Origin of the sequence: Streptomyces sp. NPDC058685, from assembly GCF_042714725.1 — a bacterium.
GTDB lineage: Bacteria > Actinomycetota > Actinomycetes > Streptomycetales > Streptomycetaceae > Streptomyces.
The window spans coordinates 99,723-118,956 of record NZ_JBHXSL010000003.1; the positions used below are offsets into that span (position 1 = coordinate 99,723).

At 70.5% G+C, this 19,234-nt stretch carries 13 protein-coding genes; 6 read left to right on the forward strand and 7 right to left on the reverse strand.

Going from position 1 to position 19,234, the window contains the following annotated elements; translation table 11 throughout:
- Positions 1–730: 730 nt before the first annotated feature.
- Complete coding sequence (gene sph, locus ACFWU3_RS03645; protein ID WP_384430519.1) at positions 731–1,717, reverse strand: sphingomyelin phosphodiesterase; 987 nt, start codon at positions 1,715–1,717, stop codon at positions 731–733.
- Positions 1,718–1,975: 258 nt separating this feature from the next.
- Between sph and ACFWU3_RS03650 the strand changes: the two genes are divergently transcribed.
- Complete coding sequence (locus tag ACFWU3_RS03650; protein WP_384430522.1) at positions 1,976–2,866, forward strand: ion transporter; 891 nt, start codon at positions 1,976–1,978, stop codon at positions 2,864–2,866.
- Positions 2,867–2,955: 89 nt separating this feature from the next.
- Positions 2,956–3,858 carry an oxygenase MpaB family protein gene (locus tag ACFWU3_RS03655; RefSeq protein WP_384430525.1) on the forward strand — a complete coding sequence of 301 codons (903 nt, stop codon included), beginning with the start codon at positions 2,956–2,958 and terminating at the stop codon, positions 3,856–3,858.
- Here the strand turns inward: ACFWU3_RS03655 and ACFWU3_RS03660 are convergent.
- The 4 genes from ACFWU3_RS03660 to ACFWU3_RS03675 form a co-directional block, all read right to left on the reverse strand.
- The gene (locus tag ACFWU3_RS03660) at positions 3,800–5,200 is read right to left on the reverse strand and encodes a GH1 family beta-glucosidase (protein ID WP_384430528.1); all 1,401 of its coding nucleotides are present in this window, start codon (positions 5,198–5,200) and stop codon (positions 3,800–3,802) included. The genes ACFWU3_RS03655 and ACFWU3_RS03660 overlap by 59 nt on opposite strands.
- A gap of 65 nt (positions 5,201–5,265) precedes the next feature.
- A complete protein-coding gene (locus ACFWU3_RS03665) occupies positions 5,266–6,171 on the reverse strand; it encodes a carbohydrate ABC transporter permease (protein ID WP_340476557.1) in 906 nt (301 codons plus the stop codon).
- A complete protein-coding gene (locus ACFWU3_RS03670; RefSeq protein WP_313942910.1) occupies positions 6,168–7,130 on the reverse strand; it encodes a sugar ABC transporter permease in 963 nt (320 codons plus the stop codon). The genes ACFWU3_RS03665 and ACFWU3_RS03670 overlap by 4 nt, the downstream gene beginning before the upstream one ends.
- 179 nt (positions 7,131–7,309) lie before the next feature.
- A complete protein-coding gene (locus ACFWU3_RS03675) occupies positions 7,310–8,614 on the reverse strand; it encodes an ABC transporter substrate-binding protein (protein ID WP_384430533.1) in 1,305 nt (434 codons plus the stop codon).
- 239 nt (positions 8,615–8,853) lie between these two features.
- Here ACFWU3_RS03675 and ACFWU3_RS03680 point away from each other — a divergent pair, with 239 nt between their 5' ends.
- A complete protein-coding gene (locus ACFWU3_RS03680; protein WP_384430536.1) occupies positions 8,854–11,637 on the forward strand; it encodes a glycosyl hydrolase in 2,784 nt (927 codons plus the stop codon).
- Between the two features lie 109 nt (positions 11,638–11,746).
- On the opposite strand, the gene ACFWU3_RS03685 is transcribed toward ACFWU3_RS03680, so the two are convergent.
- Positions 11,747–12,787, reverse strand: coding sequence for a LacI family DNA-binding transcriptional regulator (locus ACFWU3_RS03685; RefSeq protein WP_384430539.1), 1,041 nt, complete (start codon positions 12,785–12,787; stop codon positions 11,747–11,749).
- 277 nt (positions 12,788–13,064) lie between these two features.
- Here ACFWU3_RS03685 and ACFWU3_RS03690 point away from each other — a divergent pair, with 277 nt between their 5' ends.
- From ACFWU3_RS03690 to ACFWU3_RS03700, 3 genes are all read left to right on the forward strand, one after another.
- Positions 13,065–15,041 (forward strand): Xaa-Pro dipeptidyl-peptidase, encoded by a 1,977-nt coding sequence (locus tag ACFWU3_RS03690; RefSeq protein ID WP_384430542.1) that lies wholly within the window; start codon positions 13,065–13,067, stop codon positions 15,039–15,041.
- A complete protein-coding gene (locus ACFWU3_RS03695) occupies positions 15,038–16,318 on the forward strand; it encodes a M14 family metallocarboxypeptidase (protein ID WP_384430545.1) in 1,281 nt (426 codons plus the stop codon). Before ACFWU3_RS03690 ends, ACFWU3_RS03695 begins: the two co-directional genes overlap by 4 nt.
- 126 nt (positions 16,319–16,444) lie before the next feature.
- Positions 16,445–18,121 carry a BCCT family transporter gene (locus ACFWU3_RS03700; protein ID WP_384430548.1) on the forward strand — a complete coding sequence of 559 codons (1,677 nt, stop codon included), beginning with the start codon at positions 16,445–16,447 and terminating at the stop codon, positions 18,119–18,121.
- Between the two features lie 143 nt (positions 18,122–18,264).
- Here the strand turns inward: ACFWU3_RS03700 and ACFWU3_RS03705 are convergent, their stop codons facing one another.
- On the reverse strand, positions 18,265–19,224 hold the full coding sequence (locus ACFWU3_RS03705) for an FAD-dependent oxidoreductase (protein WP_384430551.1): 960 nt from the start codon (positions 19,222–19,224) through the stop codon (positions 18,265–18,267).
- Positions 19,225–19,234: the final 10 nt, after the last annotated feature.

Below are 19,234 nucleotides of genomic sequence, written 5' to 3' on the forward strand. Positions count from 1 at the left end.
GAAGGCCCCCGGAAGAGCGGTTCTTCACGGGTGGTCAGATCGCTCGCCGACTGGGCTGCGGCAGGCGGGGACCTCCCGTCTCGCACTGGCATCGCGGCCGCCCGGCGCACCGGTTTCGCGGACATCTGCCCGGTGCCGCCCGCCGCCACGCGGCCGGCCACACCGGTCCGCCTCCGGTGCCTGTGTCCCGGAGGAGACGCCGCCCCCTCTCGATGACCCGCGGACGTACCGCGTCCCCCCGGCCTGGTCCGGGACGGGCGGCTGCGCGCTGATCGGCGCTGTCGTGCCGCTGCCGGGCCCTCGCCGCGTCCCGTCACGACGCACGTCGTGGCACCGGCCGTTCGTGCCCGTGACCGTGAGGCCGGTCAGCGGATCGGCCCGCTGCCATCCGGGTGCCGCACCGCCCGCGTACGGCAGTTCGGCCAGAGAGGTGAAACGTCACGCCTGCCCTGCGGCCGGTCGGCGGCCGAGGGCCCGGACCGGCCCCGCCGTCACCGTCACGACCCGTGTCGTCCACGTGCCGCCGACGAAACCCATGAGGCCCGCCACGTTCCCTGCCGCCGGATGGCTGACCCGTCGAAGGCGGGCCGACCGTTCGGCGCGGTACACGGCAGTGGTGGCCCGTGACATGCCCGAGAGCTGTCACAGGGCCACCACGTCCGAACGCCCGCACCCTCGCGGCCGCCGTCGCGGTCCCCAGGCGGCCCGACCGGCCGCCAAGGGCTTGCGCCTACTGACCCGACGCGGTCACCGGGTAGTGGTCGGAGAGGTTCGTGTAGGTGTAGTCCGTGCCCCAGCTGGAGACCGTCCAGGGCGCGCTCTGCTCCTTGATCACGTCATTGGTCCAGCCGGCCTGCCGCACATGCCCGGCACGGTGCAGGACGTAGTCGAGGTCCTCGCGGGCGTCGTCCGGGTAGCGATCCGCGGCGATCGAGTTCTGCTCGGTGTCGAAGGAGTACGGGTGGCCCTGGCGGGTGTCCGCCCCGACCAGTCCGGCGTCGGCGAGCATCGTCGCGTATTCCGGGGTGCGGGAGTCGACGTTGAAGTCACCCGCCACGAGGACCTGTTCGGACGCCGGGATCTTCTTGGCGTCGAGGAACGCGTCGATCGCCCGGAACTGGCGGCTGCGCATCCCGGCCGCCTCACCCGCGCCGCAGCCGGAGTCGGTGGACTGCGCGTGCGTGCCCACGACGTGCACCTTCGTGCCGTTCACATTCAGCACCGCGTACACGAAACCCTTGTTGGACCACCAGTCCGAGCCACACGCGTCCTTGTAGACCCACTGCTCCTTGCGGACGATCGGCCACTTGCTGAGGACGGCGACACCGCCGTCCTCGGGGGTGGCGGCCGAGTAGGAACCGCCGGTGGCGTCCCAGCCGCTCTTGCTCCGCCCCATCACCGGCGTCTGGTAGGGGTACTGCGCGGCCGCGTTCTGCTTCATCGCGTCGGAGGACGAGTTGTCGAACGCTTCCTGGATGACGACGACGTCGTTGCCCTGGAAGAACGAGGTCGCGGGGATCGCCGCGGCCCGGTGGTCCTGGCCCCAGTTGGGGTAGAGCGTCTTGCTGAAGAGGAAGGTGTTGTACGTCAGCACCTTCAGGCGCGGCGTCGCGTCCGCAGCGGCGGACGCCGTCGGGGCCGTGCCGGTGAGGACGGCGGCGGCGAGCGCGGTCGACAGGGCCGCGACGGGCAGGCGGCGGAGTGAGGACGGCGGCACAGGGCCTCCCGGGTGAGGTGGGGGGTACGAGCGGCGAGGCACATCAAAGCAGCCGCGGTTACTCCTTGGTAATGGCTCGGGGCCTTCTTTCTTGCCGCCACGGAACGATCTCGACAACTCCCGGGCCGGGCGTGTGTGCGAAGGGGGTACCCCTCCGGGTGGGCTTGTCGGGCCCGGGTGTGTGCGTCGCCCGTCCCACGGACATGTGTGCGCAAGTCTGGAGAGTTCACAGCCGAAGACACCTCAGGTGGGGAACGAATGAGCCTGCGCACCGACATGGCGAACGACCGAAGGCGACAACTGGCGTACCGCGCCCGCCTGCTGACCGAGGAGGACTGGTTCTCCACCGTCGCCGTCTGCGCCATCGCGGTCAACGCGATCCTGCTGGGAGTGGAGACCTACGCGGGCTTCGCCGACCGGTGGGAGTTCCAGCTGAAACTCCTCGAACACCTGCTTCTGGGGGTGTTCACCCTGGAGATCCTGATGCGCGCCGCCGCTCACGCCGACCGCCCCGCGGACTTCTTCCGCAACCCCTGGAACATTTTCGACATGGTGGTCGTCCTCAGCGCGTTCCTGCCGTTCCTCAGCGAGAACACCACTGTGTTGCGGCTGCTGCGCCTGGCCAGGGTCATCCGCACCGCCCGCTTCCTGCCACAGCTGCGGATCATCGTCACCGCCATCGGCAAGAGCATCCCGGGAGCCGTGAGCTTCCTCCTGGTCGGCACGCTGCTGCTGTATCTGTACGCGATGCTCGGCTGGGCGTCCTTCGCCACGGCCGACCCGGAGCACTACGGGTCGCTCGGCAGGGCGGCGCTCACCCTCTTCGTACTGATGACGCTCGACGGACTGGGCGACGCCGTCAACGCTGGGCTCCGGATCTCGCCCTGGTCCGTTCTCTACTACGCCTCGTATGTGCTGCTCAGCTCGTTCCTCCTGGTCAATCTGCTGATCGGGGTGGTCATCAACTCGCTCGAACAGGCCCGGGTGCTCGACGAGGAGCGCAAGGCGCCCGCCGCACCCGCCCCCGACGACGACGCCGCCCAGGAACTCCGCGACCGGATCGCCGCCGCACGGGCCTGTCTGGAGGATCTCGAAGGGCTCCTCGTCCAGGTCCCGGCCCAGCCGGAGAAGGCCGGCACCACACCCTGACGCACGAGGCCGGCGAGGGCTTCGGCCCGCAGACCTACGAAGCCGAGCAGGCAGCCATGAGAGCAGGGAGCGGGCCGTAAAATGGCGATATGTCCAAGGTTGTGGACCCGTCGCCGCCACCGCCCGGCGGCGTGCTCTGGTCCGTCGTCGGCGACGTCCGCGAGCTGCTCATGCTGCCCGCCGCGCTCGCCCTCCAGGTCGCCCACCCCGCCGTCGCCGCCGGCGTCGACGAGCACTCCGTCTTCCGCACCGACCCCTGGGGACGCGGTGAGCGCTCACTGCACTCGCTCCAGCTGTGGGTGTACGGCGGGGAGGAGGCCGCCCGCGAAGGGCAGCGGGTGCGCCGGCTCCACCGGTCCGTGCAGGGCACCGACCCCCACGGCCGCGTCTACCACGCTCTGAGCCCCGACTACTACGCCTGGGTGCACGCCACGGGCTTCCCCGTGTTCCAGCACGCGCTGCGCTATCTCGCGCGTCCCCTCACCGAGGCGCAGGAGCGGCGGCTGTACGCGGAGTGGCTCCAGGTCGGCCGGGTCCTCGGCATCCGCGACAGGGACATGCCCCCGACGATCGAGGACTTCTGGCCCTACTTCCGCAGGATGCTCGCCGACGAGGTGGAGGAGACCGCCGTCCTGAGCGAACTCATCGCCCTGGACGCGCCGGTGCCACCGCCCGGCCTCGGCCCGCTGCCCGTCAGAGCGCTCCTCGGGACCCTCTGGCCCGCGCTCCTGCCGTCCTTCGTCCGCATCCGCCGCTTCCTCACCATCGGGCTCATGCCACCCGACGCACGCGCGGCGATCGGCCTCGACTGGACCGACCGCCAGGAGCGGGCGCTGATCCGCTTCGGCCGGGTCGTACGGGCAGTGGTCCCCGTACTCCCCGACCGGCTGCGCTATCTGCCGCTCGCGCGCGAGGCCCGGCGGGCCGCCGGCCTCAGTGGGCCAGCCCGCCGCGCGCGACGACGTCGCCGTACCAGCGGGCGCTGTCCTTGAAGGTCCGCCGCTGGGTCGCGAAGTCGACATGGACGATGCCGAACCGCTTGCTGTACCCGTACGCCCACTCGAAGTTGTCCAGCAGCGACCACAGGAAGTACCCGCGTACGTCCACCCCGGACTCGATCGCCCGGTGCACGGCCGTCAGATGGGACGCGAGGTAGGCGACCCGCTCGGGGTCGTGGACCTCGCCCGAGGGGTCGGCGTAGTCGTCGTACGCCGCTCCGTTCTCCGTGATGACCAGCGGAACGCCCGGCAGGTCCTCGTTCAGCCGGGTCAGCAGGTCGTACAGCCCCTCCGCGTCGACCGGCCAGTCCATCGCGGTGCGCGGGCCCGGCGCGGGGACGAACCGTACGTGCTCCTCGGCTCCCGCCCACGGCGACGGCGACTCGGACGACCCGGCGGCGACGACCGTGGGGGAGTAGTAGTTGATGCCCAGCCAGTCGATCGGCGTGGAGATCGCCTCCAGATCCCCCTCCCTGACGAAGGACCAGTCGGTCACCGTCGCGGTGTCGCGGACCAGGTCATCCGGGAGCCGGCCGTGGAAGACCGGTTCGAGGAAGACGCGGTTGCCGACGGCGTCGATGCGCCGCACCGCGTCCAGGTCGGCCGCGGAGTCCGTCAGCGGACGGACCGCGTGCAGATTGAGCGTCAGCGCGATCTCGGACGTCGCCGGAAGGGCGGAGTGCAGCGCCTGCGCCGCCCAGCCGTGCGCCAGATTGAAGTGGTGCGCGGCGCGCAGGGAGGCGTGCGCACTGGTGCGGCCGGGCGCGTGGACGCCGTTGCCGTATCCCAGGAAGGCCGCGCACCACGGCTCGTTGAGGGTGATCCAGGCCGCCACACGGTCGCCGAGCGCGTCCGCCATGATGCCCGCGTACTCGCCGAAACGCTGTGCCGTCTCACGCTGCGGCCAGCCGCCGGCGTCCTCCAGCTCCTGCGGCAGGTCCCAGTGGTAGAGCGTGGCCACCGGACGGATGCCGGCGGCCAGCAGCTCGTCGGTGAGCCGGCGGTAGAAGTCCAGGCCCTTCTGCACGGCCGGGCCCCGGCCGGTCGGCTGCACCCGGGGCCAGGAGACCGAGAAGCGGTAGTCCGTGATGCCGAGCTGCTTCATCAGCGCGACGTCCTCGCGCATCCGGTGGTAGTGGTCGGCGGCGATGTCGCCGGTGTCGCCGTTGCGGACCTTGCCGGGGGTGCGGCTGAAGGTGTCCCAGATGGACGGCGTACGGCCGTCCTCCGCGGCTGCGCCTTCGATCTGGTACGCGGCGGTCGCGGTGCCCCAGCGGAATGCGGCGGGGAACCGGAGCTCCGTCGTCGTATCGGGGCGGGCGTCGACAGCGGTCATGAGGAGGAACTCCCAGGAGGTGTGGTGGAGCGGTGGGGGGTGGCAATGCGATCGGCTGCCGGGGCTCAGCCCTTCACGGCGCCCTGCATGATGCCTCCCACGATCTGCCTGCCGAGCAGGCCGAAGACGAGCAGCACGGGAAGGGTGCCGAGCAGCGTGCCGGCCATGATCACGGACTGGTCGTGGACGTAGCCGCCGCCGAGCTGGCGCAGGGCGACCTGCACGGTCGGTTCCTGCGAGGACAGGGCGACGATCGGCCAGAAGAAGTCGTTCCACGCGGCCATGAAGGTGAGCATGCCGAGGACGGCCATGCCCGGACGGGCGATGGGCACCACGACGGACCAGAAGATCCGGGCGCTGGACGCGCCGTCCACCCGTGCCGCCTCGATCAGTTCGTCCGGCAGCGACTGCACCAGGTACTGCCGCATGAAGAACACGCCGAAGGCGGAGACCAGTCCGGGCAGGATGACGGCCTGGAGCTGGTTCACCCACTGCAGTTCGGCGATCAGCATGAACAGCGGGATCACCCCGAGCTGCGGCGGGATCATCATGGTGCCCACCGTGATCGCCAGCAGCGCGCCGCGGCCGCGGAAGCGCAGCTTGGCGAAGGCGAAACCGGCGAGTGTGCAGCACAGCACGGTGCCGACGGTGATCGAGCCCGAGACGATGAGGGAGTTCAGCAGCGCCTTGCCGATGTCCGCCTCCTCCATCACCGCCTCGAAGTTGCGCATCAGGTTGGGCCCGGGCAGCAGCGACGGCGGGACCTTCGCCAGATCGGCGTTGGACCGGCTGGCCGCGACGATCGTCCAGTAGAACGGGAACGCCGAGATCAACAGGGCGACGATCAGGATCGCGTAGGTGAGCTTGCCGCCGTGCATGGTGCGTCCGGCGCGGGTCCTGCGCCGGCGCGGGGTACCGGGGCGCCGGTCCGTGGCGGGCGGCTCGGTCGGCGGAGCGGCGAGCGCGGTCATCGGCCGGCCTCCTTGCGGTAACGGCGGCGCGCGATCAGGGCGTTGACCCCGACGAGCACCAGGATCAGCAGGAACATCACCCAGGCGATGGCCGCGGCCCGGCCCAGGTGGAAGAAGCCCCAGCCCTGTTCGTACATGTAGAGACCGAGCGTCTGGTACTGGTGCGAGATGCCGCCGGAGATCGAGCCCTCGAACAGGAGCGGTTCTCCGAAGAGCTGTGTCGCGCCGATCGTCGACACGACGACGGTGAAGACGATCGTGGGCCGCAGCCCGGGCAGCGTCACATGGAAGAACTGCCGCCAGCGGGAGGCTCCGTCCATCTCCGCGGCCTCGTACAGCTCGCTCGGGATGGACTGCATGCCCGCCAGATAGATCAGTGCGTTGTAGCCGGTCCACCGCCAGATCACGATCGTGGAGACGGCGATCTGCGAACTGACGGTGCCGGTCTGCCAGTCGACCGGGTCGATGCCGACCAGACCGATGGCGTAGTTGATCAGTCCGAAGTCGCGGCCGAAGAGCTGGGCGAAGACCAGCGTCGCCGCCGCGACCGAGGTGGCGTACGGCAGCAGCATCGCCGTGCGCAGGAAAGTGCGGCCGCGCAGACGGTAGTTGAGCAGATGGGCCAGGCCCAGTGCCATCACCAGCTGCGGGACCGTGGAGAGCACCCCGATGGTGAAGGTGTTGCGCAGCGCGGTCCAGAAGATCTCGTCGCCGAAGAGCGCGGTGTAGTTGTCCAGGCCACGCCACTGCATGTCGCCGGGCGTCTGCAGTTCCACCCGGTACAGCGACACGAACGCCGTGTAGATCAGCGGGAAGAGGCCGAAGGCGGCGAACAGCGTGAAGAACGGTGCCACATAGGCGTACGGGGTCAGCTTCCGCCAGGTCCGGTGCGCGGCCGACGGCTGCGGGGGCGCCGGTGGCCGGGGCGCGTCCGGCTTCGCGGTGGCGGTGAGGGTCACGAGCGGCCCTTCGGGAGGAGGTACGGGGTACGGGCGTGCGGGAGAGGCGTGGAGTCCGGAGGCCGGTCCGGCCGGGTGTCGAGGACCGGCCTCCGGGGCGTGGTGGCCGGGATCAGGACCGGCCTCCGAAGCGGGCGTCGGGGGTCCGGGACCCGGCCTCCGGATCGTGGTGTCCGGGATCAGCCGGTGGCGTTCTCCACGTTCTTCTTCGCGGTCGACCAGGCCTTGTCGGGCGAGGTGCCCTTGCGCTCCACCTCGCTCAGCGCGTTGGTGATCTGGTCGGCCACGTTCTTGTCGTGGACCCCGAGCACCTGCACCGGGGCGGCCTTGGCGGCGTCACCGAAGATCTGGCCGATCGGCGCGTCCGAGAAGTACGGGTCCTTGGCGGCGGCGACCTGCGCGATGGCTCCCGTGGAGGACGGGAAGTTGCCCTGCTTGGTGAAGAGCTTGGCCTGCTGCGCGGGGGCGGTAAGCCACTGGATCAGGTCGTACGCCTCCTTCTTGTGCTTGGCAGCCCGGGGGATGGAGAGGTACGAGCCGCCCCAGTTGCCCGCGCCGCCGGGCAGCTTGGCGATGTCCCACTTGCCCTTGCCGGCGTCACCGGCCTGGCCCTTGATGTAGCCGAGCATCCAGGCGGGGCAGGGCATCGTGGCGAACGAGCCGGCGGAGAACGCCTGGTTCCACTGCGGCGACCACTGGTCGAGCTTGGCGCTCAGGCCCGCCTTCGCGGCATCGGTGGACGCCTTCCAGGCCGCCTTGATCGGCGGGTTGTTCTCGTAGATCAGCTTGCCGGAGGCGTCGTAGTACCGCTCCTCCTCCTGGCCGACCATGATCGTGTAGAGGCTGCCGACGCTGTCCATCCAGGCGCTCTTGGCCGGGGCCTTCTTCTTGTACTCCTTGCCCAGGGCGAGGTAGCCGTCCCAGGTGGACCACTTGGCCGCCAGCTCGGTCCGGTCGGTGGGCAGTCCGGCCTTCTCGAAGAGGTCGGTGCGGTAGCACATGGCCTCCGGGCCGACGTCGGTGCCGAGGCCGAGGACCTGACCGTCCTTGCCGGTGGCGGCGGACCACTTGGCATCGGCGAACTGGCTCTTGAGCTTGTCGGCGCCGTACTTCTTCAGGTCCTCGAACTTGTCGGCCTGCTGCTGGGTGACGGCGGCGATCCGGCCCACCTCGATGCCCTGCACGTCGGCGAGGCCGCCGCCGCCCGCGAGCCGGGTCTGCAGCGACTTCCAGTAGTCCTGCTCGTCCTCGGTGTCGCTCTGCTTGATCGTGACGTTCGGGTGGAGCTTCTCGTACTCCGCGTACAGCCCGGCCTCCTTGTATCCGAAGGAACCGAAGAGGTCGACCGTGATCGTGACCTTGCCGTTCGCGCTGTCCGACGCGCCGTCCGATGAACCGGATCCACATGCGGCCAGAAGTGCTCCGGTGAGTGCGACCGCACCCACGCGGACGACGGCCCTCTTGGCGGCTCGGGCGATGGGCATGGGAAGCCTCCCTTGGCTTCGGTGGAGCGAGACCGCATTGAGAGCGCTCTCAAAGATGCGACTGGAGCGTGCCCCGGAGGTGCTCGCCCCGTCAAGACTCGAAGGCATAACGGCTTGGACTCAGCCCCAACTGGGGCCTGTGTCCCATCTATTGACACGTCTGTTTCAGGAGTTTTACGTTGCAGGACATCTGAGAGCGCTCTCGGACGCCCTTTCCCTCATGACTCGAGGTGCCGTCCATGCCAGCCCACCGCACCAGACCAGCTGCCGCGCTGTTCCTGGTCACAGCCCTGGCCGCCGTCGGCCTGGGCCCGGCCGCCACTCCGGCGGCGGCCGCAACCATCCCCGTAGGCTCTGGCAGCTACTCCGACAGCCGCCCCGCCGGCACGTCGGGCCCGACCACCAACACCGGCGCGCCGGTCACTCCCAAGACCACCGCCGCCGCCAAGGACAAGCCGGTCCCGACCAACGACTGGTGGTCCTCCCTGGCCTTCCAGCGGTACGGCGACAACCCGTACTCCACCCCCATGTACGGCCACCCGCTGACCTATCAGGCCACCGCCGGCGGGCTCGACATCGGCTACCCGACGACGGCCGCCATCGTCGGCGACGGCCGCCAGTACGAGTACGCGCACAAGCGGGACCTCACCCTCGGCCTGAGCGGGCTCAATTCGCCCGACACCAAGGCCGACGCGTGGTCCGACTGGACCGTGACCCCCTACTGGTCGGACGGCACGCGCACCCTGCGCACCACCATCGGCCACGGCATGCCGTTCGTATACGCCAAGGGCTCCGGAGCCGCCGCCCAGATCACCACCGCGGCGGCGCCCACGGTCTTCGCCGACCAGGGCAACGTCCTCGGCATCACGGTCGCGGGCCACCACTACGCGCTGTTCGCCCCCACGGGCAGCGACTGGACGGTCTCCGGCTCGACCATCACCGCGGGCCTCGGCGCCAAGGACTACTTCTCCCTCGCCGTCCTGCCCTCCACCGACGCGCTGGCCACCTACCGGAAGTACGCCTTCAGCTTCGTCACCGGCTCCCAGGCGAGCTGGAGCTACACCGGCGGCAGCTCCCGGGCCACGTACACCCTGACCACCGAAGCCAAGGAGGGCACCGAGCGCGGGACGCTCCAGGCGCTCTACCGCCACCAGTGGATGAACAGCACCGACCCGCTGACCTCGTACACCTACGTCTCACCCCGCGGGACGATGAAGGTCCGCGAGTCCGCGTCCTTCACCACCAGCCAGAAGGCGTCCGCCGTACTGCCCGGGCTGCCGAAGACCAACGCCGTCGACACCGCACGGCTGCGCGGCTATCTCAACGAGGTGGCGAACGCGGTCGACCCCTTCTCCGGCTACACCGACACCTACTGGACGGGCAAGGCGCTCGGCCGCCTCGCTCAACTGGTCCCCGTCGCCGACCAGATCGGCGAGACCGCCACCCGCGACAAGCTCATCGGGCTGCTCAAGGGCCGGCTTCAGGACTGGTTCACCGCGGGTGGCGTCAGCGAGTTCAGCTACGACAAGGCGTGGAAGACGCTCACCGGTTACCCCGCCTCGTACGGCAGCGACACCGAACTCAACGACCACCACTTCCACTACAGCTACTACATCTACGCGGCCGCGATCGTCGCCCAGTACGACCAGGCCTGGGCCGCCGACTCCGCCTGGGGCGGCATGGTGAAGACCCTGGTGCGGGACGCGGCCAACCCCAGCCGCAGCGACTCCGCCTTCCCCTTCCTGCGCGGCTTCGACGTGTACGCCGGGCACAGCTGGGCCTCCGGGCACCAGGGCTTCGCCGCCGGCAACAACCAGGAGTCGTCGTCGGAGTCCATCAACCTCAGCGCGGGCCTCGTGCTGTGGGGCTCGGCCACCGGCGACACCGCTCTGCGCGACCTCGGCACCTATCTGCTCACTACCGAGTCCGAGGCGATCGGCCAGTACTGGTTCGACGCCGACCAGCAGGTCTTCCCGTCCTCCTTCGGCCATGACACGGTCGGCATGGTGTGGGGCAGCGGCGGGGCGTACGCGACCTGGTGGACCGCCAACCCGGAGGAGATCCACGGCATCAACGTCCTGCCCGTGACCGGTGGTTCGCTCCACCTGGGTGGCGAGAAGGCCGCGATCCGGCGCAACATCGCCGAGATGGAGCGCGAGAACGGCGGCCCTGCCGTCGAATGGCGCGACATCCTCTGGGAGTTCCAGTCGTTCGCCGATCCCGCGGCGGCGAAGGCCAAGTGGGACGCGGGCCATGCCGGATACACGCCCGAACAGGGCGAGTCCAAGGCGCACACCTACCACTGGCTGACCACCCTCGACGCGCTCGGGGCGCCCGACGCCACGGTCACCGGGGACATTCCGACGTCCGCCGTGTTCACCAAGGGGACGACCAGGACCTACGCCGCGCACAACCACGGTTCCACGGCCCGCACGGTGACGTTCTCCGACGGCAAGACGCTCTCCGTACCGGCGCGTTCGACGGCGACCGGCACGGGAACGGGCACTGGCGACCCGGACCCCGACCCGGATCCCGATCCGCCGACCGGGAACACCTTCCAGCTCCGTACGGGAGGAACGCTGACCACCGCGACCGGTGGCACGGCCGGCAGTGACACGATCGCCTCCGCCGGCGGCGGCAATCACGACGGCACCCCGAACCAGCCGCTCGTCTACCAGGCCAAGCAGGTCAACGGCACGGTCACACCCGGCGCAGCCACTGCCTTCCGCCTCCAGCTCGACGCGGGCACGGCGGTGGGCCTCGGCCAGCAGGCCCGGATCAGCTATGACTTCACGGGCGACGGCACCTTCGACCGCACCGAGACCTACCAGTACTTCGCCACCGACCCGGTGGCGGGCTGGGAGGAGTACGCCCAGTCGCGCGGACTGCGCTCGGCGACCGGGAGTCTCGGTGACCTGAAGAACGGAACCGTACGGCTGGAGGTGTGGCACGCCATCGGCAACGGCACCGCGAAGCTCCAGACCGGCACGGACAGGTCGGTGCTGGTGATTCCGTACGGCTGACCGGCGGGTTCGGCGCGTCGTGCCGCCCTGTGTGCACCGGGCCACCGGCGCGCACAGGGCCACACCGAGCGATGTGCACCAGCACCGTGTGCGGCGGGCACCCGGCCTCTCAGGCCGAGGCCCGCCGCACCAGCGTGGTCGGGGTGATCACCGAGGCGGGAGCTCCGGTGTGCTCCTCGCCCTCGTTGAGGACGCGCATCAGCAGTCGCACCATGAGCCGGCCCATGCCCTCGATGTCCTGGCGGACCGTCGTCAGCGGAGGGTCGGTCGACTCGACGACCGAGGCCATGTCGTCGAACCCCACCACCGCCACGTCCTGCGGCACCCGAAGTCCTCGCTCCCGCAGGGTCCGTAGCGCACCGGAGGCCATCAGGTCGTTGGAGGCGAACACGGCGTCGAGGCCGGGGCGCCGGTCGAGCAGTTCCGCCATCGCACGGGCACCGCTCTCCACGGTGAAGTCGCCCTGGCTGACGAGGTCGGGGTCGGCGTCGAGCAGCACGTCCCGGTAGCCGTCGATCCGGTCGAGCGCGGAGGTCTGGTCGCGCGGGCCCGCGATGTGCGCGATGTGCTCGCGGCCGAGCGAGACCAGATGCCGCACGGCCTCGCGGGCGCCGCCGCGGTTGTCGCAGTCGACGTAGGGGAGGGCGAGACCGGAGGAGGCGCCGGGCCAGCCCGGACGGCCGCCGAAGACGGTCGGGACCTTGACCCGGCTGATGATGGAGGGCAGTTCGTCGTCGTTGTGCAGCGAGAAGGCCAGCGCACCGTCCACATGGCCGCCGCCGAGATAGCGGGCGATCCGGTCGTGGTCGCCGGGACCCTCGACCCACAGCAGCACCAACTGGGAGTCGTGCGCGGTGAGCTCCCGGCTGATGCCGCGCACCTGCTGCTCGAAGAAGGGGTCCGAGAAGATCCTGAACTCGGGCTCGGCGATGATCACGGCGACCGCGCCGTTGCGCCGGGTCACCAGGGTGCGCGCCGCATGGTTCGGTACATAGCCGAGTTCCTCGACCGCCTGGCGCACCTTGTCCACCAGCGGCCGGCGCACCCCCGCACCGCCGTTGACGACCCGGGAGGCCGTGGCCCGGGAGACACCGGCACGCGCGGCGACGGCTTCCAGCGTGGGACGGGACCCAGTGGTCTGCTCGGGCAAGGCGGATGCTCCTCGGCTGGGTCGGTCGGCTGCGTCGGGCGGCAGCGGGAAAGCGCTGCCGGTATCAGGATATCCGTGCCCGGGCACGCTGCTGAGAGCGCTCCCACCAGGCCGGACCGGGCATGGATGCGCGAGGCGGGCAGCGGGAGCGCCGGGGACGCGCTTCCGCCCTCCCGCGGGCCATCGATCCCATCTGTCCCCTCCGGCGCACGGATGCCCTGATTGCCCGCTGATTGCCCTCTGTCGCAGGGAAGTTGACGGGAGTAGCTTCCCGCCCATGCCGATACGCGCGGGGGGCACCCGCTTGACGTGCAGATCGCTGGTGGTGGCGGCCTCGGCCGCCCTGATGGCCATGACGCTCACGCCCGCCGGCGCCCAGAGCGCCCCGCTGCGGGAGAGTAAGCCCGTCCACTCCTACGAGAACGCGATCCGTGAATCCGTCTGGGTGGACACCCGGCTCGACGGTGACGGCGACGGGAGGAGCGACCGGGTCGCCGTGGACATCGTCCGGCCCCGGGAGCCCGCACAGCAGGGCCGGAAGATCCCGGTGATCATGGACGCCAGTCCGTACTACTCCTGCTGCGGCCGCGGCAACGAGAGCCAGCTCAAGACATACGACGCGGCCGGCAACCCGGTCCAGTTCCCGCTCTACTACGACAACTACTTCGTCCCGCGCGGCTACGCCTTCGTCGCCGTCGACCTCGCCGGCACCAACCGCTCCGACGGCTGCGTCGACGTCGGAGGCCCCTCCGACGTCCAGTCCGCCAAGGCCGTCGTCGACTGGCTGAACGGCCGCGCCCGCGGCTACACCACCAGGACCGGGGCGGAGCGCGCGGGCGCCGGCTGGAGCAACGGCCGGACCGGCATGATCGGCAAGAGCTACGACGGCACCATCGCCAACGGCGTCGCCGCCACCGGAGTCGAGGGCCTGGAGACGATCGTCCCGATCGCCGCCATCTCCTCCTGGTACGACTACTACTTCGCCAAGGGCGCACCCCTCTACGACTCGGGACCCGAGTGGCTGTCCGACTACGTCGAGAGCCCCGACGCCCGCTCGCGCTGCCAGGCCGTCCAGCAGCGCCTGGTGGACGAGGCCCCGCGCACCGGAGACCTCACCCGTCTGTGGAGCGAGCGCGACTACGTCCGCGACGCCGACAAGGTGCGCGCCAGCGTCTTCGCCGTGCACGGCATGCAGGACCTCAACGTCCGCTCCAAGCACTTCGGCCAGTGGTGGGACGCGCTCGCCGACGAGGGTGTCGAGCGCAAGGTGTGGCTGTCGCAGACAGGGCACGTCGACCCGTTCGACTTCCGGCGCGGCGAGTGGGTGAAGACGCTGCACCGCTGGTTCGACCACTACCTGCTCGGTTACGACAACGGCATCGAACGCGAACCCATGGCCGACGTCGAACGCGCCCCCGACCAGTGGTCCACCGACCGTGTCTGGCCGCCGCGCGCCACGGACGCCACCACACTGCGCCCCGGCAACGGCGCCGCACCGGGCGTCGGCACGCTCGGCCTGAGGCCCGCCCGCCCCGGCGCGAGCGAGACCTTCACCGACGACCGAACGAAGGACGAGACCGACTGGGCCGCCCGGATCGACCTCTCGACTCCCGACAAGGCCGGGTTCATCAGCCGGCCGCTCGGACGCGATCTGCGGCTCTCGGGGTCCTCGACGGTGAAGGTGACCGTCACCCCGAACACCAGCAGCGCGCATCTGTCCGCGGTGCTCGTCGACCTCGGCCCGGACACCATCCGCGACTACGCGGCGGCCGGCGAAGGCATCACCACCCTTCCCGAGCGCACCTGCTGGGGTGCGACCGCTCCCGGCGACAGCCCCTGCTTCAAGGAGACCCGGGCGCGCACGGCCGCCGTGGACCACACCGTCTTCAGCCGGGGCTGGGCCGACCTCGGCAACCACGCGTCCGCCGCCAAGGGCCGACCGCTGACACCCGGCAGGGCGTACACCATCACGCTCGATCTGCACGCCAGTGATCATGTCGTCCCGGCCGGCCACCGGCTGGCACTCATCGTCGCCGGCACGGACCGGGACCTCATCGACCCGCCCGCGAGCACCCCGACGCTGCGCGTCGACCTGGCGCGCACCTCGGCCTCGCTGCCGATCGTCGGCGGCGCCCCGGCCTTCGTACGGGCCACGGCCCCCTCGGCCGTTCCGCCGGCACCCCGTGACTCCCGGCCCGGCGGAGTCGCCGAACCGCGTCCGTTCCGTCCGATTCCCTCAGGGGGCAGCCGATGAGAGCACCGCTGCGCACATTCGCCCTGGCCGTGACGGCGGCAGCCGTGGCCGTACCGCTGATCACCGCGCCCGCCGAGGCGGCCCACCGGCCGCCGCGTACGGGCTTCGAGATCAGCAACGGCGCGCGCTGGACCGGCCAGCCGGAGGAGCAGACGTTCCTGCGCGCCGTCGACCGCGGCAGCGACCGGGTCTCGGTCGCCCGCATCGGGACGACCAAGGAGGGCCGGCCGCTCCAGCTGGTCCGGATCGGCGCCCGGCACGCGGCGAACACGGTCCTGCTGATCTGCTCCCAGCACGGGGACGAACCCTCCGGCCGGGACGCCTGCCTCACCACGATCCGCGACCTCGCCTACGCCGGCGACGGAAAGACCCGCGGGCTGCTCTCCCGGACCCGCATCCTCGTCGTCCCGACGGCCAACCCGGACGGCCGGGCCGCCGACACCCGCGGCAACTCCGACGGCATCGACATCAACCGCGACCACATCGCGCTGAAGACCGCCGAGGGGCGGGCCATGGCCGCCGTCCTGCGCGACGAGCGGCCCGACATCGTCTACGACCTGCACGAGTACGGCGCGACACCGCCGTACTACGACAAGGACCTGTTCGACCTCTGGCCGCGCAACCTCAACACCCACGCCCGCGTCCACGACGAGTCGCGGACGCTCTCCGAGCGCTATGTGCGCCCCGCCGCCCACGACGAGGGCCACACCACGGGCACGTACGGCATCTGGACCGACCCCGTCACCGGCGATCCGATCAAGCAGACCGCGGGCGACGGCCAGGAGCGCATCCTGCGCAACGCCTCGGGAGTCAAGAACGCCCTGGGTCTGCTCATCGAGAGCCGTGTCGACCCCATGACCGAGGAGGAGAAGGCGGACGCGGCCCTCAACAGCCGCCGCCGCGTCGGCAGCCAGCTGGCCGCCCTCGGCGGTCTCTTCTCCTTCGCCGACGAACGGCGTGGCCGCGTCGAGGCGGCGACCACCGCGGCCGCCCTCGCCGGATTCAGGGACCGGGGTCCGGTCTATCTCGGCGGCGCCGACAACGACCCGGCGACTCCGGAGGAGACGCTCGCCGACCCACCCTGCGGTTACCGCCTGGACGCCGCGCAGTTTGCGGATGTGAGGGACGAACTCGCACTGCACGGTGTCGTCTCGCGACCGGACGGTCACGGTGCGTTCGTGCCGCTGCGGCAGTCCCGGCGGCAGTTGGTGCCCCTGCTGCTGGATTCCCGGGCGACTTACCACCTCACATCGGGAGAACCAACGCCCGCCTGTTGACGTGGGTGGCGTGGATCACATGTGGTACGGGGTAGCGGAAGCGAAAGCAGGTTTGTTCCGAGCAATCCGTGAAAGGTGCCGCTTGTGTCGCACGAACCAGAACCGGAGGGCCGGGAGGAGAAGCTGGTGCCAGCTGATCTTCCCGGTTCTCCCCACGAGACCGGGCGCCCTACGACGGACCGGGTGGTCTTCGGAGTCACTGCCGTACTCACCCTTGCCTTCGTGGTGTGGGGCGCCGTAGCCACCGACGCGCTCGAGAGCGTGTCCAGCAAGATGCTGAGCGGACTGATCCACAACGGCGGCTGGGCCTTCGTCCTGGCCGCCTCCGGATTCGTCGTCTTCGCCCTCTGGCTGGCCATCAGCCGGTACGGCAAGATCCCGCTCGGCCAGGAGGGCGAGGGCCCGGAGTTCAAGACGGTCTCCTGGGTCGCCATGATGTTCAGCGCCGGTATGGGCATCGGCCTGATGTTCTACGGAGTGAGCGAACCGCTCGCCCACTTCACCTCGCCCCCGCCGGGCACCGCCCCCGCCGACTCTGCGGCCGCGATGCAGACGGCGATGGCCACCACGCTCTTCCACTGGACCCTGCACCCCTGGGCGATCTACGCGGTCGTCGGACTCGCGATCGCCTACAGCACCTTCCGCCGGCGCCGTCGTCAGACGATCAGCGCGGTCTTCGTGCCGCTCATCGGCGAGAAGCAGGCGCACGGCCCCACCGGCCGGGTCATCGACATCCTGGCGATCTTCGCCACGCTGTTCGGCTCGGCGGCATCCCTCGGCCTCGGTGCTCTGCAGATCGGCAGCGGCTTCACCGAGCTGGGCTGGATGAACAAGGTCGGCACCGGACTGCTCGTCGGCATCATCGCGGTGCTGACACTGGCGTTCGTCCTGTCCGCCATCTCCGGTGTGGAGAAGGGCATCCAGTGGCTGTCCAACACCAACATGGTGCTGGCGCTGCTGCTCGTGCTGTTCGTCTTCATCGCGGGTCCGACGATCATCATCCTCGACCTGGTGCCCTCGTCCATCGCCGCCTACTTCGGGGATCTGCCGGAGCTGGCCGGACGTACCGAGGCGTCCAGCGGTAAGGGCGTCGCGGAGTGGCTGGGCAGCTGGACGGTCTTCTACTGGGCCTGGTGGATCTCGTGGACGCCCTTCGTCGGCATGTTCATCGCACGCATCAGCCGCGGCCGGACGATCCGTCAGTTCGTCGGCGGCGTCATCCTGGTCCCGAGCACCGTCAGCCTGATCTGGTTCGCGGTCTTCGGCGGCACGGCGATGAAGCTCCAGGAGAACAAGCAGCTCGGCGACGAGACCACGCCCGAGGGCCAGCTCTTCGCGGTGCTCCAGCAGTATCCGATCGCCACCGTCATGAGCCTGCTCGTGATGATCCTCGTCGGCATCTTCTTCGTGTCCGGCGCGGACGCCGCGTCGATCGTGATGGGCACGCTGTCCCAGAAGGGCTCCTTCGAGCCGACCAAACTGGTCGTCGTCTTCTGGGGTGTGGTGACCGGTGCCGTCGCGGCGATCATGCTGCTCATCGGCAACGGCAAGGGCGACGCGCTCGCCGGTCTGCAGAATCTGACCATCCTGGTGGCCGCGCCCTTTGTGCTCGTGATGATCGGCATGTGCGTGGCGCTCATGCGCGACCTGCGCCACGACCCGCTGATCGTGCGCGGCGAGATGGGCGCGGAGGTCGTGGAGTCCGCGGTCATCGCGGGACACCACAAGTACGACGGCGACTTCGAGATCCGTATCGGCCCCGGAGTCGGTCCCGATGACGACCGGAGCCCCGTGGAGCCCTGACGGCCACGGTGTGCATCGCACGACCGGACGCCGTCCGGAGCCGCAGCCCGGCTCCGGACGGCGTCCGGTTTCGTGTCGGAGGGTGGAGCGGGTTGCTCGGCGGTTCAGCTCTTCTCGACGAGGGCCGCCGCCGGTGCGGCGGTTCAGCTCTCCTGCACGAGGGCTGCCGCCGCCTCGGCACACCCCCACGCGACCGTCACCCCGGCCCCGCCGTGCCCGTAGTTGTGCACCACCGCACCGCCCCCCGGCAGTCGCTCGGCCTCGATGCGTACGCCCGCGGCTCTCGCCGGACGCAGTCCCACCCGGTGTCCCAGAATCCGGGCCTTCGCGATCTCGGGGCGGAACCGGGCACAACGCGCCACGATCGCCTCCGCCGTCGCAGGATCGGGCTCCGTGCGCCAGTCCCCGTCCTCGGCCGTGCCGCCGAGAACGAGCCGCCCCGGCTGCGGGAAGTAGTACGTGCTCTCGGCGGACCCGCCCTCGGCCAGGACGAACCACTCGTCGATGCCCGGGTTCTCCACCAGCACCAACTGCCCGCGCACAGGCTCGATCCCGGCGTCGGGCACCAGTTCACGAGCGCCGAGCCCCGTGCAGTTCACCACCAGCCGCCCTACGGCTGCCGCCTCCGCGAGAGAACGGACGTCCCTGACCTCGACCGCGCCGCCCGCGCTCTCGAAGCGCCGCCGCAGCCAGTTCAGATGGGCGGGCATGTCGATCAGCGGGAGCCGCGCCCGCACTCCCTCCCGGTGGCCGGGAGGCAACTCGTCCGGCTTCGCGGCCCGTAGCTCGTCCACCTCGGCCGACCAGGACCCGAGACGCGCAACCGCCTGGTCGGCGAGGACCCCCGCGACCAGACGCACGCCGGTCTCCTCGGGCCGCCCGGCCAGCTCCCGGTACACCCGCAGCGTCGCCGTCGCCCACCCGCCGACCCGTTCCGCCGGTTCGATCCGGTACGGCCACCACAGCGCACCCGCCACGGCGGACGTGGTCACCTCCGCCGCGTCCCGTGTCCACAGGCGCACCCTCCGGCCGCTCTCCGCCAGCACCACGGCGGTCGTCAACCCGATGACGCCGCTCCCGACCACCACCACGTCGCCGCTCATGCAGGGACCG